This window comes from Rhizobium sp. BK650 (genome assembly GCF_014195325.1).
Classification (GTDB): domain Bacteria; phylum Pseudomonadota; class Alphaproteobacteria; order Rhizobiales; family Rhizobiaceae; genus Rhizobium.
The window spans coordinates 84,228-98,474 of record NZ_JACIBK010000018.1; the positions used below are offsets into that span (position 1 = coordinate 84,228).

The 14,247-nt window shown below is 59.5% G+C and carries 14 protein-coding genes and 1 pseudogene; 5 read left to right on the forward strand and 10 right to left on the reverse strand.

Annotated features, from left to right (window positions below):
* Window positions 1-15: 15 nt before the first annotated feature.
* Both FHX15_RS29290 and FHX15_RS29295 read right to left on the reverse strand, forming a co-directional pair.
* Window positions 16-363, reverse strand: coding sequence for a response regulator (locus FHX15_RS29290; protein WP_184401860.1), 348 nt, complete (start codon window positions 361-363; stop codon window positions 16-18).
* 409 nt (window positions 364-772) lie between these two features.
* On the reverse strand, window positions 773-1,102 hold the full coding sequence (locus FHX15_RS29295; protein WP_184401840.1) for a hypothetical protein: 330 nt from the start codon (window positions 1,100-1,102) through the stop codon (window positions 773-775).
* 444 nt (window positions 1,103-1,546) lie between these two features.
* Here FHX15_RS29295 and FHX15_RS29300 point away from each other — a divergent pair, with 444 nt between their 5' ends.
* The gene (locus FHX15_RS29300; protein ID WP_184401841.1) at window positions 1,547-1,768 is read left to right on the forward strand and encodes a hypothetical protein; all 222 of its coding nucleotides are present in this window, start codon (window positions 1,547-1,549) and stop codon (window positions 1,766-1,768) included.
* Window positions 1,769-1,785: 17 nt separating this feature from the next.
* Here the strand turns inward: FHX15_RS29300 and FHX15_RS29305 are convergent, their stop codons facing one another.
* The 6 genes from FHX15_RS29305 to FHX15_RS29330 all read right to left on the reverse strand — a co-directional run bounded on the left by FHX15_RS29305 (window position 1,786) and on the right by FHX15_RS29330 (window position 8,582).
* Window positions 1,786-2,871, reverse strand: a complete 1,086-nt coding sequence (locus FHX15_RS29305) for a sialidase family protein (RefSeq protein WP_246779135.1) — start codon at window positions 2,869-2,871, stop codon at window positions 1,786-1,788.
* Between the two features lie 17 nt (window positions 2,872-2,888).
* Window positions 2,889-3,152, reverse strand: coding sequence for a SemiSWEET family sugar transporter (locus FHX15_RS29310; RefSeq protein ID WP_184401842.1), 264 nt, complete (start codon window positions 3,150-3,152; stop codon window positions 2,889-2,891).
* Window positions 3,153-3,200: 48 nt separating this feature from the next.
* Window positions 3,201-6,500 carry a DEAD/DEAH box helicase gene (locus FHX15_RS29315; protein WP_246779136.1) on the reverse strand — a complete coding sequence of 1,100 codons (3,300 nt, stop codon included), beginning with the start codon at window positions 6,498-6,500 and terminating at the stop codon, window positions 3,201-3,203.
* Between the two features lie 673 nt (window positions 6,501-7,173).
* On the reverse strand, window positions 7,174-8,004 hold the full coding sequence (gene nadE / locus FHX15_RS29320; protein WP_184401843.1) for an ammonia-dependent NAD(+) synthetase: 831 nt from the start codon (window positions 8,002-8,004) through the stop codon (window positions 7,174-7,176).
* A gap of 31 nt (window positions 8,005-8,035) precedes the next feature.
* Entirely contained in the window at window positions 8,036-8,299 is a 264-nt protein-coding gene (locus FHX15_RS29325; RefSeq protein ID WP_184401844.1) for a hypothetical protein, read from the reverse strand.
* A gap of 31 nt (window positions 8,300-8,330) precedes the next feature.
* The gene (locus tag FHX15_RS29330) at window positions 8,331-8,582 is read right to left on the reverse strand and encodes a hypothetical protein (RefSeq protein ID WP_184401845.1); all 252 of its coding nucleotides are present in this window, start codon (window positions 8,580-8,582) and stop codon (window positions 8,331-8,333) included.
* 361 nt (window positions 8,583-8,943) lie between these two features.
* Between FHX15_RS29330 and FHX15_RS29335 the strand changes: the two genes are divergently transcribed.
* The 3 genes from FHX15_RS29335 (at window position 8,944) to FHX15_RS29345 (ending at window position 11,556) form a co-directional block, all read left to right on the forward strand.
* On the forward strand, window positions 8,944-9,357 hold the full coding sequence (locus FHX15_RS29335; protein ID WP_132658108.1) for a CBS domain-containing protein: 414 nt from the start codon (window positions 8,944-8,946) through the stop codon (window positions 9,355-9,357).
* 961 nt (window positions 9,358-10,318) lie between these two features.
* Window positions 10,319-10,819, forward strand: coding sequence for a ferritin-like domain-containing protein (locus FHX15_RS29340; protein ID WP_132658106.1), 501 nt, complete (start codon window positions 10,319-10,321; stop codon window positions 10,817-10,819).
* A gap of 548 nt (window positions 10,820-11,367) precedes the next feature.
* Window positions 11,368-11,556 (forward strand): hypothetical protein, encoded by a 189-nt coding sequence (locus FHX15_RS29345; RefSeq protein WP_184401846.1) that lies wholly within the window; start codon window positions 11,368-11,370, stop codon window positions 11,554-11,556.
* 411 nt (window positions 11,557-11,967) lie between these two features.
* Here FHX15_RS29345 and tnpC read toward each other — a convergent pair.
* Together tnpC and FHX15_RS29355 are read right to left on the reverse strand one after the other, a co-directional pair.
* Window positions 11,968-12,602: pseudogene (tnpC, locus tag FHX15_RS29350) on the reverse strand (IS66 family transposase); the annotation flags it as partial.
* A 4-nt stretch (window positions 12,603-12,606) separates the two neighbouring features.
* A complete protein-coding gene (locus FHX15_RS29355) occupies window positions 12,607-13,005 on the reverse strand; it encodes a hypothetical protein (RefSeq protein WP_184401868.1) in 399 nt (132 codons plus the stop codon).
* A gap of 347 nt (window positions 13,006-13,352) precedes the next feature.
* On the opposite strand from FHX15_RS29355, the gene FHX15_RS29360 reads away from it, so the two are divergent.
* Window positions 13,353-13,922: a type 1 glutamine amidotransferase domain-containing protein gene (locus FHX15_RS29360; RefSeq protein WP_184401847.1), complete on the forward strand. Its 570-nt coding sequence runs from the start codon at window positions 13,353-13,355 to the stop codon at window positions 13,920-13,922.
* Window positions 13,923-14,247: the final 325 nt, after the last annotated feature.

Genomic DNA, 14,247 nt, shown 5'->3' on the forward strand with positions numbered 1-14,247 from the left:
GGTCACCTTGGTGGTTCAAGGATCCACGACCGCTCTGGCGAGGCTTCGACGGACGGCATCGTCGGTGAATGGTTTTGCGATGACATCGAGCGATCCTTCAAGGCCAGAGCCAATGGCGCCGGGCGCGCCGGTGATGAAGATTACCTTGATCTGGAAACGATCGATTAGCCGACGCGCCAGCACAGCCCCGCTCGCTCCGTCCGCAAGACCAACATCGACGAGGGCCGCATCGGTGCGATGAGCGTGCGCAAGGGCCTGTTCCAGCGTTGCAGCCAGCCCGACCACCTGATGCCCCTCCTCCCGAACAATTCGTTCAAGCTCCAGGGCAATGATCGGCTCGTCTTCGACGATGAGAATGCGCATCGGTTCCTCCCGTGGTTGAAATCCTGTCGCCACCTGCGGCCCCGCGTCGTCCTGTACGTGCAGGTACAAAGACTTCGCGTGCCTTCCCCGGAGCGCATGCCAACGGTGCGAATTTCGTGGCTCGGGTGCGTGTGATAAAACGATCGAAAAATTGACATGCGCCAGCCGTTCCCATCGCCCCTGACAATGCAGTAAATTCCGACCGATAGGCGATGACGGCCCCTCTTGAACGGCGCGGCTCAGCGGGGCTTTTTTCATTTCGGCAGATGTCACTGGCTTTTCTTGTGGCTCTGGGGGCCGGCTTTGACGTGTTGTCCATGGGGCGCGCCGCCCGCCACTGTCCAAGGTGAATTTCGTTGAGACGAAGCGATCGCACGAGGAGGCAAGAGGATGTCTGAGTTCCTCTTGCCTATTGTTGATCAGTGTTGTGTGCCGAGCAGGCTTCATCCATCGGCGTTGCATTGCTGCTGCCGCCTTGGGTCTGAAGGTTGCCGCTGCCCGTGCTGCTGGCGGCTTCGTTGCCGTTGCAGTTTGCGTTGACTGAACCGCTTGACGTCGTGCTGCCGGTCGTGGTGGGATCCGCGGCCATCGGCTTCTTGGTGTCAGCGGACGCTCCGCCGCCAGCATCGTTTGTGTTGCGGTCAATCGTTGCACCGGTCGGCGCAGGGTTCGACTGAGACAGGGCCGGGCTGGCAAGGCCGATCGCGAAAAGGGACGCGACAAGTATTTTCGTGCGCATGTGGTTCTCCAGGGCTTGCGTTGATCACGAGCCCTTAACCTACATGCCACCTCATTGTTCCGGCCCTAAGACGCCAAGACCGTTGTCGAAGGACACTCCGGGGCCAAGCGCGGCTGCCCCTCGCTCGGACCAAAACTGCCCACGCTGCAGCCGCCTTCCTGAACCAAAACCTCTCGGCGAGGTAGAGGGACGATCGGCTGTTCTCTAGAACGGCGCTTGTCGCGTTGCCTGAGACGTGGGCGACCCGCTGGCTGCAAACAGAAATCGATCTGCACGCGTCACGGTCGTGGTTCCGGCTTCTCCTCGCAAGAGGATCGTCATCGTCTCGGGTGCGACGAGATCGGGTGCATCCTTGTGCGCTACATCACGCCCATGGGAGCGATCCAGATCGGGAACTTGCGTCTGCACTGGGTGTTTTGGCAGCGAATGGGAGCGTTGAATGAAATGGAAGCACCGATCATCGTCGACCAATATATCGAAATCTACAGGCAGGGTGGACTGACCGCTTTAAACTCGACGCTCGGCGGCATGGAAACGGCCCATAGGGCTGACGTTCTGACTGCCCTCGAAGGCCTTGGCTTTCACGTCGAGTGGCACCAGGTCGCACCTGCAACAGGTGGCAGAACCGGCATCGTCTGGTCCGGGCCGGGCGAGCGCTTGGCGTGATCGGGCGCGCGGACCTCCTATACAAGCCCATTGGTGTCGACAATCGATGAGGCGATGTAACGCTCTCCCGCCTCGTTGAAATAATAGACACAAACCAGCTTTCCGTCTGAGCGCAGCATCGATCGGACGTAGCCTAGATCGGGAAGGTGTCCATCGCTGCGGATGATTTGCTCCGCAGACCATGTTTCTCCGCCATCCGCACTGGTCTTCAGGCGCACGCCGAAGGGCCTGGCCCTGACGCCGTAGACCAGGAACAGACGCCCCTCGGCAGATATCGTCAGACTGGGCGGATTGCCGCCCCTGCCGGTGCTGTCAACGACTGTGCCGGTCCGATGCCATGTGTGGCCGCCGTCCGGTGAGCGATAGGCTTCGAGCCAGCCAGGATCGTCTACGCTGCGACCGCATCGCAAGACCGTCAGAATACTCCCATCGGCAAGCATGGCGCTGGCGGGCATGATGGCATAGCCGTCGGGATTGCGGACCGGGGTTCCGATCACTCGGAAGCTTCTTGCTCCATCGCAGGTTTGCGCGCAGCAAGTCTCACCCTCTGTTCCATCAGCCTTGGCACGCGTGAGCATGAACAGAGCTCTCTCGGCGGACATGGCGACGATGTCAGTGCGCGCGGCAATGCCCTCCTTCATCAGGCCGCTGAATGCATAGGGGCCTTCCCACCGTTTTCCGCGATTGCGGCTGACGTAAAGCCAGCTGATCGCATCACCGCCGAGGCCCGTGCGGGCCGCCATGACAATCGTCTCGGGATCCAGAAAATTCACCGGGCTCGGTGGCGGTGGCAAGGCGAGGCCTTGAAAATGCGTTCTTGTCTTCAGACGCGGGGAAAGGTGTTCGTCTGCAGAAAGGCTTTCACCACCCGGGATGACGGCGTCGAAGGCTTCGATCGTCCAAGTGCAACCGCCGTCCAGACTGCGAGCCTGGAGCGGTGGAAAGGGACGGTTCTTGTCGCGCGCGTGCAGCTTTCCCTGACTGCCCTTGGATCCGGCCGCAAAAACTGCGAGCACCTCGCGGTCCCATATCCACGCTCCGTAATTGGCGGGCCATGCTGCAAAACGCCCCTTCTGTCGATAGACCACGTGGTGCTCGGCCATCGCCATACTCGATACAATCAAAGCTTCAACTGCGAATGCAGTTTGACAGCGAGAATGAAGACCGAAAGGCAAAGGCAGGCCGCGTTCGCAAGAATGATCGGCAGCTCATCCCGTAGCAGACCAAACCCGGTCCACAACCCAAAACCAGTCACGGTCAGAATATACATTCTCGTCGAAATCGCCCCGGTGTCGCGGGTGCGCGCGATCTTGATCGCTTGCGGCACGAAGCTCGCTACCGAGCACACCGACGCTGCGTAGCCGATACCTGTTGCAATCTCCATATCACGACCTCCAGCCGAGCAGTCCCGCGTTATTGTCGAATTCAGACATCATCGAGCACGCATCACACCCAACAGATCTTCGAAGAATGCAATTCGTTGATCCTCTGTTGCAGTCGTCCTCGCAAAGACAAGACGATCCCCCTGGAGTACGGCATCCTTGCCCTGCGCCAACTTTTTGACAATCCCCGGCCCGGTCCCGGCGGCAAATCTGATCGCCAAGCCGCTCGGACCTGCCTCAAGCTTATAGATGCCACGCTCGCGAGCGATGATCTTGAGCCTTGCGATCCGCAGCAGGGTCAGCACGTCCTGCGGCAACTCGCCGAAACGATCCTCAAATTCCTCTCCAAGTTCTTCGATCTGCGCGGCAGATGTCGCTTTTGCCAGCCGGATGTAGAGGTTGAGGCGCAGAGTCGGATCGCAGACGTAACTGGCAGGTATCGATCCAGTCTCACCGAGCACAGTGGAGACGGATCGTGGTCGGCGAGACGAACTCCTCGATCCCCCATCGAGCGCGTCTTCAAGCAATTTTTGATAGAGGCCAACGCCAATGGCCCTCATGTGGCCGGCCTGATCCTCGCCGGTGATGTCGCCGCCGCCGCGGATGTCGAGGTCCTGCAGGCTGATCGAAATCCCGGCGCCAAGCCTGTCGTTATCAATGAGTGCCGACAGGCGAAGGCGTGCCTCCTCCGGCAGCTCGCGCTCCGGTTCGGTCAGTAAGTAGGCAAACGCCTGCATCTGGCCTCGACCAACGCGTCCACGCAGCTGATGCAACTGAGACAGACCGAAGCGATCGGCTTGCCAAATGAGGATCGTATTGGCTCGTGGAACATCAAGGCCATTCTCAATGATGTTCGTCGAAAGAAGAATGTCGCCGTCACCATCTGCAAAATCAACAACGGCTCCATCAAGGGCTGTTGTCCGCATCTTGCCATGCGCGGTTCGGACCGACATTTCGGGAACGATCTCGCGCAGAACCTTCGCCAGATGGTCAATATCCTCGATGCGGGGAACGATGACGAAACTTTGACCACCTCGCCGATATTCGCGCAGAAGCGCCGCGCGAACGGCCGCCGGATCAAAGGGAACAAGAAACGTCCTGACGGGCCTGCGACGCGCCGGAGAGGTGTTCAGCAGGCTGACATCCTGCAGACCGGCCATGGCTGCCTGTAACGTTCGCGGAATGGGCGTTGCCGACATGGCAAGCCGGTGCAGAGCCGGCGAAAGATTTTTGATTTTTTGTTTTGCGCGCGTTCCAAGGCGCTGCTCTTCGTCGATTACGACCAAAGCGAGATCCGCGAAGGAGAGATCTCGCGCCAAGATCGCCTGGGTCGCAACCACAATGTCGATTTTCCCATCTGCAAGCCCCTCCTTGATTTTTGCTCCCTCTTTTGCCGTCACCAGTCTTGACAACAAAGCTATGCGGATATCCGTCTGCTCGAAACGACGCTCAAACGTTTGGAAATGTTGGCGCGCCAGCACGGTCGTCGGAGCAATGATGGCAACCTGCGAACCGCAAAGCGCAACCGCCGCTGCAGCCCTCAGGGCGATTTCGGTCTTTCCGAAGCCGACATCGCCACAGACGAGCCTGCTCATCTGCCTGCCCGAGGCGAGATCGGCCATTACGGCCTCGATTGCTTCGGATTGATCGCGGGTCAATGAATAAGGAAACCGAGCCACGAACCGCTGATAGGCGGACCGCGGAGCCACGAACAGGCGTGCTTTCGTCTCCTGTCTTTGCTTGGCAAGACGGCGAAGGTGACGCGCGGCGAGGGCAATGTCGCGCAAGATCGCCTTTCGGCGCTTCGCCCATGCCTCCGTGTGCAGACGGTCGAACGGCGCGGCGTCCGGTTCTCCCCCATATCGCCAAATCTTGTCGAAATCCTCCATCGGAACGAGGACCGATGCCCCATCATGATATTCGAGCCGGACTGCGTCCTGGACCATTCCGTCAATTTCAAGGCTTTCAAGATCGCGCAAGATCCCGATCCCATGATCCTCGTGAACGACCGCATCGCCGATTTGCAGATCAGGCGCCGCAAGCGCCTGCTGTGTACCCCCATCCGAGCGAGGACCGACGATATCGCCAAGCCCGAGGACGACGAGATTATGCGCCGCGCAGAAGAAACCCTCATGCAAGTCACTCGAAAACGTCAGCAGCGCTCCTGGTGCGGCGTCCTTGACGGAGGACCACCGAAAGACGGGCTCGGCGCCGACATTGCTCATCCGTTCAACGCGCTTGCGGACGTTATCGAACACCTCACCCCGCCCCGCCAGCACCAGCTTTCTGCGCTCGCCAAGTGCGGATTTGACAAAATCGGCAAAGGCTCGACGTGGCTGCGGGCTTTCGTAAAACATGGGCACGGGCTCGCCGCCGGCAAAATCCACAGCCAACGAAGCCTGTCCATGCCTTGCCGCCTGCCATTCCTTGCGGTCGAGATAGAGGGAGTGCCCTTCAACCTGCAGACCGCCCCGTAAGGCGCGATGGGCTTGCCTGGCGTCATCTATGATGGCGTGATAACTTTCGGCCCTCGCATCAGATCCAGCCGCAAATATCATCGGTACGTCGCCGATCGCCTGGAACACGGTCTGAAGGCTGCCGTAGAGACTGAACAGGTGCCGTTCCATGTCCTGCGAGGGCGGCTGCGCGCTGTCAGGGCCATCAGAAAGCTCGCCAGAAAGGATCGCTTCGGAGGCTGGTCCAAACGACACCGTATTCAGAATCTCCCGCGTCCTTTGCGTTAGCGCATCATAGCTGCGCAATTCCGCAATCGCGCCCTTGTCGGAGAGCAAGACGCGGATCGGCGCCTCGCCGCCGGCAGGAAAGATGTCGATCACGTCACCGCGAATAGTGTATTCACCATGATCATCGACGACACTGTCTTCGATGTAGCCCGTTGTCTGCAGGTAATGCTCGAACGCGCTGCGCTCCAATGGCTCGCCCACCCGCAACCGGCATCGATTGGCCGCTATGACCGCGGCGGGCGGTACACGCTGGAGCATTGCATCGAGTGAGGTCACCAACAATCTCGATCCTTCGCTATGGGCCCACTGCCACAGCGCCTCCATTCTGCGCCCCATCGACTGGCGTGAGGGCGGCACACGGTCGAAGGGCAGGCAGTCCCAGGGTGGGAGAAGGATCGCGGCAAGCCGTGGATCGAGACAACGGACCGCATCAACGATTGCGCGCGCCCCGCCTTCGCTCAATGCAACATAGACAAGGCCGTGTCCGCATTGCCCCATCGCGACCAGAAGGCGATCGGCGACGAAGGCGGCAGGCGGACGTGAAGGCTTTTGCAGATCCGCGTCGGGCCCGTCCGGGACGCCTCCGGTCAAATCGGTCGTTCGCAAGATATCACCTTTTGTGGCGATGCGCCGGGGTAAGCCGCGAAGGTTTCCTGTTGAAGGCGTGGACACGCCAACGCGCTGACCAAAGAAGTACGTTTAAAGAAGGTGGCCACGCTGTCCGCTCTCTTGATCAGGCGTCGCGTCATGCGGGCGCCGCCTCTGCTTCTGGTCCGCCATGCCCCTCGCTTGCCACCCCGTCGAGTGCGGGTGCTCGTGTCGAGGTTCCACTCCATCTCCAGCCGGCATGCTCACGGTCTCGAGCTTTGCGTTTGCGCCTGCTGCCGGGCCGCTTTCAGCCGGGCGTTCTTCTCGTTGCGTCGACTGCGCTCCTCGTCAAACGCGTTTCGCGCAGCCCGAGTTGTCTCTTCGAACGCCTCCCTCCGTCGCTCAAGTGATGTGGACGGGTGGCGTCGCGTATCGTCAATCATTGAAAGGCGCTCCTGGGCTAATGAGCACCAAACGCTTCATGAGCAAGAACGATGCACGGCTGTACGCTAGCGGACCAAGGCCACGCGGATCGTCCGCATCGTTGCGGACGATCGACGACGCGCGAGCAGCGGTGTCCTCGCTCGCTCCTAGATCATGAGACCTCCCGGCAGCGCCTGGTTGGCCCCGCACCTTCGCCACCAGCCTGGGACAGGGCCGACAGGTCCTGCCTTGCCGCTGGCCGCAGGCCTCACAGCAAGTCGGGCGAATGGGGAAGCTGGCGCTTGTGTTCGCTTGCACGATAGGTTGAAAGAATTGTCTGGAAGGCGGCCTCTGAGACGGGCTTGCCTTCGAGAAAATCATCAATCTCACTGTAGGTCACGCCATAGACGTCTTCGTCTGGTCGCAGCGGAGCATCGGTCTCGAGGTCAGCGGTCGGAATCTTGAATACCAGATCGTCCGGTGCACCGAGATGGGTAGCGATTGCCCGCACGCGCCTTTTCGTCAGGCCGGCCAGTGGCACAATGTCCGCGGCCCCGTCACCAAATTTTGTAAAAAAACCCATGACGGCTTCGGCCGCGTGGTCCGTGCCGATGACAAGTCCGCGCGTCGTGCCGGCGAGCGCATATTGTGCGATCATACGCTGGCGGGCCTTGATATTTCCGAGGTGGAAGTCAAGCCGGCTTTGCACCATGAGGTCGGCCCCATCGCGCGTGATGGCATCGAGCATGGCATCGGCAGCTGGCTTGATGTCGACGGTTACGACCCGGTCCGGTGCGATCACCTGAAGTGACCTTTGGGCATCATCTTCGTCCGCTTGCCTGCCGTAGGGAAGGCGCACGGCAATGACATGCGCTTGGTAACCATGCGCGCGAAGATCGGCTGCAGCTTGCTGGGCAAGCAGGCCCGCTGTGAGGGAATCGACGCCTCCGCTGATCCCGAGCACCAACGCCCGAGAGGATGTCGCGCGGGTATAATCGGCGAGAAATTGCCTGCGACGGCGTGCCTCTGTGGCCGGGTCAAACTCGTTCGACACGCCGAGCCGCTCGGCAATCTGTCTTTGCTGATCGTCGATGGTCATGCTCACCACACAGTTGAATGAAAGAACAGGCCTAGCTTCGCTCGACGAATTTGGCAAACCGGCTCATCTCGCCGTCTTTCGTCTCCTCCTGGTAAAGAAACTCCAGCTTGTTTTCGTCGAAAATCTGAAAGAACTCGTCCCACTCGATCTCCTCGAAGGATTCTTCCTTCTCGCCGAAGTCGATACGAAGCAGCCCGCCCTCGCCTTTGGTGCGGATAACCGAGGGGCGTCCTTTTCGCGCCTCGACCCAGGCACGGATCGTCTTGTGATCGGTCGTCCGGTCAGAACTGCTCATTATCGCCTCCTTTGGCTGCTGCCGGGCCCGATTAAATCTGTAGGAGCGGATCGTTTTTCTTCCAGTCTCGATAAGGGGCGAGGACCTGTCCCGGAAAACGGCGTTCGATTTCCTCCTCAACCAGCGCGATGCGCGAGAGAACTTGGTCGCGGCCGGCAACGTCCGCTTCCTCGCTGGCAATCTCAAGCTGGCGCATCATCGCGAAAACCTCCTCGATGCTCATAGCCGGAAGCTGCGATGCAATCTCTTCGACAGGCTTTGCCGACAGATCGGTGGCGGGCATACGCGTCTCCTTTTCGATTGGCGGAACGTCGTCTCGACCGCATTGTTCCTCGCATCCGGACCAACAGGCTCGATCTCGGTTGCATCGCAGTTGAAAGGAACAGCTTTCGCTCATCTTCGCTGCTGCCACGTCGGTCAGCCACGATTGGCAGCCCAACGCAGGGCATGAATTCCGCCATTGACGTGGCGCCCGAGACTACGGCGAGGAAGGCCGGCAATCCGATCACAGGAACAAACTCATCTTGAACCGGAACGAGCGCGCGATCATGCGCCCGGCTCGCCAGGCGCATCGAACTTACAACTTCGTGGAACCTCGAGGCCAGCGCGCAAGTTTGGCTTGAGTGCATAACAAGGAGATGAGCATGCTGGTGAAGGATGTAATGACAAGACAGGTAGTTACCGTTGCGCCCGATGCGAGCATCCGAGACGTCGCCCGGCTCATGTCCGAGATTGATACCGGCATCATTCCTGTCATTGAAGGAGACGTCGTTGGCATCGTGACCGATAGGGATATCGTCGTGCGTGCCGTTGCGGAAAGCATCGATGTCGGCTGCCCGATTTCGACGATCATGACGAGTGGGATTGAAAGCTGCCTGGAAAGTACGGAACTCCGCGAAGCGGCCGACAGGATGTCAGAGCTTCAGATGCGCCGGCTTCTGGTGTTCAGTGATGAAGGGATGATCACGGGAATCCTGTCGCTTGGCGATATCGCCAAACTGAATGAAGAGCTTGCCGGTGTTACGCTGGAAGAAATTTCCGACGACGAGGCGCGATAGCGGCTTGTGGTCTCGGACTCGATGGCGAGCCTGTGTTGCAATACGCTCGAGCACGCCGACCACCTAGACAACACCGATCAATTCCGCAAGGACGCGTGGCAGTCGCGATGCTAAAGCCTGCCGGCTTCCGCGACGCTGGCAACCAGAGAAGGGCCCCGCCGGCAAGATTCAAAGTGACGACCAGCCGGCCTAAGGCGCTGCGGCTTGCGACATCTTCTATCTGTGATCAGGGCTGACGGTCAGCGGCCCAAGACCGCGGAGGATAGCCGAACTCCGCGACCGCGGACCGGCCGTGCTGCACAGCATCGCTATCCCAACATTCGAGAGTCTCCTGCGCAGGAGCGAACGTTGCGGTCCAGGGCCCTCTTGTTGTGCCAGACAGGTGCTCGATGGAGAAGACGACGATGCTGCTGTCGGCGCGTCGGTGGCAAGCGGAACTGCAAGGGTACGGCGACGTTGGTCATCCGATAAGGAGTCCATGCCATGAGAATATTCGGGAAGACAGGCAAGATCGTGCACCCGTTTGAAGGAGCACCGGCGCTTGCAGGCGCGCTCACTCCAGGAGTCCTTTCGGTTTGGAGGATAAAGAAAAAAATCCTGCGCAAGAATAGCGCCGCCGAGGCGGCCCCGCAGACCTCCAGTTGCGCAGTTAGCTTTACGCACAATAGTCAGATCATCTCCGAACCCAGGCAATAAACTACCTCGTCAAGCGCTCCTCCTGTAGCGACGCCCTGGACAGTTGCTGGCTTCGATGAAGGAAGGGACGAAATGACTTCAAGTCTCAGCGCCAAACCCAGAGCATAATGAAGCTGCGATCCGTCCACTCCACACAACAAGGTGGAATGCGCGGGCGCGAACTCGTTTCGGTCCTCCTTCGGACGGGAACATTGTCGTATCGCCCGCGTTGAGACAGGCTTTCGTGCGACGAGCACCATCAACACATTCAACAGGAAGAGCCCTCATGGCAACTGCGAAGACCCTCGATGACCTGTTTATCGATACTCTCAAGGACATCTATTTCGCCGAAAAGCAGATCCTGAAGGCTCTGCCGAAAATGGCGCGTGCAGCCCAATCCGAGGAGGGCAAAGCTGGCTTCATTCAGCACCGCGACGAGACCCAGGGCCAGATTGAGCGCCTAGAGCAGGTGTTCGAGCTGCTGGGCAAGCCGGCACGCGGCAAGACCTGCGAGGCAATCCAAGGAATCATCGCCGAAGGCGAGGAAATCATGGAGGAGTTCAAGGGCTCGCCAGCACTCGATGCTGGCCTTATTTCCTCAGCGCAGGCCGTCGAACACTATGAGATTGCGCGCTACGGCACGTTGATCGCCTGGGCAAACCAGCTCGGCCTGCAGGACGCCGTTCCATTGCTGAAGGCCAACCTGGCCGAAGAAGAAGCGACCGACAAGAAGCTGACACAGCTTGCGCAGGCGCAGGCGAATGCCAAGGGCCAGAAGGTCGCCTGAGGCTACGATGCGACCAGGGCCGCCGATAGGGCGGCCTTTTTTTGTTCAGAGGAGACTAAAAATGTCTAGATGATCATCGAAAGGTAACGCGGAGGACGGACACGATGTGCTGGCACACCGGCCAAGAGGCGCCGATCGCCGACGATCATAACATCTTGCGGGTGTGCGCCTGCGGAACGGCCTTGAGCGAGAACTGCCAGCGCGTCGAAAGTTCAGTGTTCTTAAGGTCGTGACCGTCGAATACAGAAGGTCGAAAGCTATCATCACGGACGCGCCGCCGCCGAACGGTTGTTGCAGCATGCTAAAAATCCGAGCGCCCGCGCTCGTCGACGATCACGGCCTTGCCATCGAGGATCCCAGTGGCCGCGCGCAGCTGCGGGAAACCGTGCCTCCAATCGTGGCCGCCGCGCGTCTGAATGCGAATGCCCTTCGGCTCTGTGTACGGATCCGGCAGCCATCCCACTTCACCTCGAAACCGGTTGCGGCCCTCTGGGCGGCTTTGGCTTCAGCACCGCAAGCCACGGTCAATGCGTGCCGGATGGGAAGTTTTGGCCGCGAAGGATCTCGCGGCTTGCGCGCTTGTCGGCGGAGCGCTTGTCATCCTGCAGGAGCGTTTTGACGTTGGCGGCTTTGCCATCTCGCCACTACATCAGCAAATGCTCAAAAATCCAACCGGTCAAAGATGGTGGGAACAAACGGACATGCTGTCGGTTGAGACGTCGGGATCGCGCGGTTGAAGTGTGCCCCTCAATCTCCCCTGTTCAAGCGTGCGGTCCCATCCTCCTTACCTCTACGGGAGGTCTGCGCCCTCACAAGTGAGGATCTGACCTCCCGTCCAACCTGTCCTCTTCTTCGCGCGAATAGGAGGCGACGATGAGGGTCAATTCAGATGGCAGTGCAACTGGCCCCGGTTGACGCCGCGTCGTTCTCCAATCTTACGGGGTGAGTACCTCAACGCCGACCTCTCGCATGAAAAAGATCCCGATCGCTTCCTGCGTTGCCAGGACGCGCTGCACATCGTAGTTCAGGATTGGTCGAACGCGCGGTCGACGTAGGATGAAAGCCGGAAGAGGGTAAGCGCGATTTTCGCTGCACGTTGACGCCAACCCGTTGATTGGCATCGGATCAACGGTTGGAATCGTATTGTGTCAGGCGGCTTCGGTTCTGGCGAAGTTGAACGGCAGCAGGTCGACGATGTCGGCCCTTTCGTCCCGCTGCGGCAACTCAGTGAGCACGTAGCGCAGCCAGGCAAGCGGGTCTACGCCACAGGCGCGGCAAGTGAGCATCAGACTGTAGATCACTGCGCTGGCCTTGGCTCCGTCGGCGCTGTCGCTGAACAGCCACGATTTTCTTCCGGTGGCAAAAACTCTGATTTCGCGTTCCAGAATGTTGTTATCGATCGGCATCCTGCCGTCGCTGGTATAGCGTGTCAGGTAATCCCATTCGTTCAGGGTGTAGGAGACGGCGTCGCCGAGCTTGGTATCGGCACGACCTTCGGCGCGATGGCGTCGAGCCACGACTTTAGGGCGTTCAGGACAGGCAAGCTATGCTGTTGGCGGAAACGGCGAATGCAATCAGCCGTCGTCTCACCGGCATCTGGGATTTTGTCTCTTGCCTGCTTTTCGATCCGGTATAGCTGCTCGAAGAACCGGAGCGCCTGTTCCGGTGGTCCGCCTCCATTCTTCCGGGTTTTGAGAGCCTCGACGAAGCGCCGTCGTGAATGAGCCATGCATCCGACATGGGTTGCGCCATGCAATGTGCGCCACGCGGTGTAGCCATCCGCGAAATCAATCGCGAGACGCAAGGCACGGGTCAAGCACGATGTGATGTGCATCTTGGACCCTCATAGCACCACGCACTGTGACCATGTCGCCGACCTTCATTCCGTTTTCTGAGTAGGTCACGCACAAAACCCTCGCTCCCGGAAGGGCGCAGATCGCGACATACCAAAGAACCTTGTCGGTCTCCACCATAGTTATGGGCCCCGAGGCCCACAAGTCAACGCGCTCCTCCACTGGCGGGTTAAAGCCGCTGACCGTCTTTTCGAGGTCGCTGCAATTGGCTGTTTCCTCGGGCGTGGCCTCGGGATAAGCCAAGCCGGGCCGCCCAGGATATGGATTTTCTTGGGCGGCGGCCGTGGACGCAAACACAAGTGCTACAGCAAACAGGGCGTGTCCTTTGAGCATGATGTGCCTTCTCGTCTCGATGGCGTGATATCCATGGCCTGATATCGGCAGGATCCAAACGGTGCAAACGGAGAGAAATTGGATCTGCTCCTATATTTTCTAGGGCATGCGTCCCTGAAGATCCCCGCGCTGGAAGGCCGTCAGGTGTTTTCAAAGTCTCTTAAAACCGCTCTGTTGATCGATGCTTACGGGGTGACACGACCTGATCGCGAGGCGCGCGTTGTGCTCAACCGACGACCTGAGTGGTGCCCGCAGGGAATTGATCGCCTGGTGGCGGAACATCGAGTTCTCTTCCAGGTTTAAATTCCGACACTTGTGTCGAATTCTCAATAACTAAGGAGAACCTCATGACCCTGGCAGGTAAGCAAATTGCTGTCCTGATCGCGCCGCGGGGGACCGAAGATCCCGAGTTCAAGCAGCCGAAGGAGGCTGTGGAGGCCGCGGGCGCAACCGTCACGGTCGTTGGTATCGAGACGGGAGAGGCGAAGACGAACAACGGCGACCTGGACCCAGGCAGAAGCTATAGGGTCGACAAAGCTGTGAAGGATGTTTCCGCGTCGGACTTCGATGGTCTCGTCATTCCGGGCGGCACGGTTGGTGCCGATAAGCTGAGGGCGAACCAGGATATCGTCTCTTTCGTGACCGCATTTTTTGAGCAAGCGAAGCCGGTGGGGGTAATCTGCCACGGCCCTTGGCTGCTGGTCGAAGCGGATGTTCTCAAGGGGCGGACGGTCACCTCTTATTCGTCGATCCGTAGGGATATCGAGAACGCGGGCGGCGTCTGGGTCGACGAGGAAGTCGTGACCGACAAGGGATTGGTCACCAGTCGAAAGCCAGATGATCTCCCGGCCTTCTGCGCGAAAATCGTCGAGGAGTTCGCCGAGGGCAAGCATCCCGAACAAGCTCGTAGGGCCTGACTCTCGGGAAGCATCCAAAGTCGTCGCAAATTTCAAGAAGGGGCGGCGGCTATAACACATGGAAGCGCCGGACCATCCGGGCGACGAACGGCGTGAAATGATTTGCTTGAGAGAAGACGATGAAACTGGAGGCGTCTGTTGTTCGACAGTCGATTTTAGCGTGGGCCCTTCCTCGCCGCGATAGCACCTTGACCAGAGTGGCCGACGACTCCGCACTAAAGACAGAGGGCACTCGACCCGTCATGGGGAGCGCCCTCTTCACCCGGACACACCAAGCAGGCGAATTCATTTCGCGGCAGGCGGTCGTTGGTCGGGTGCGTCCTTT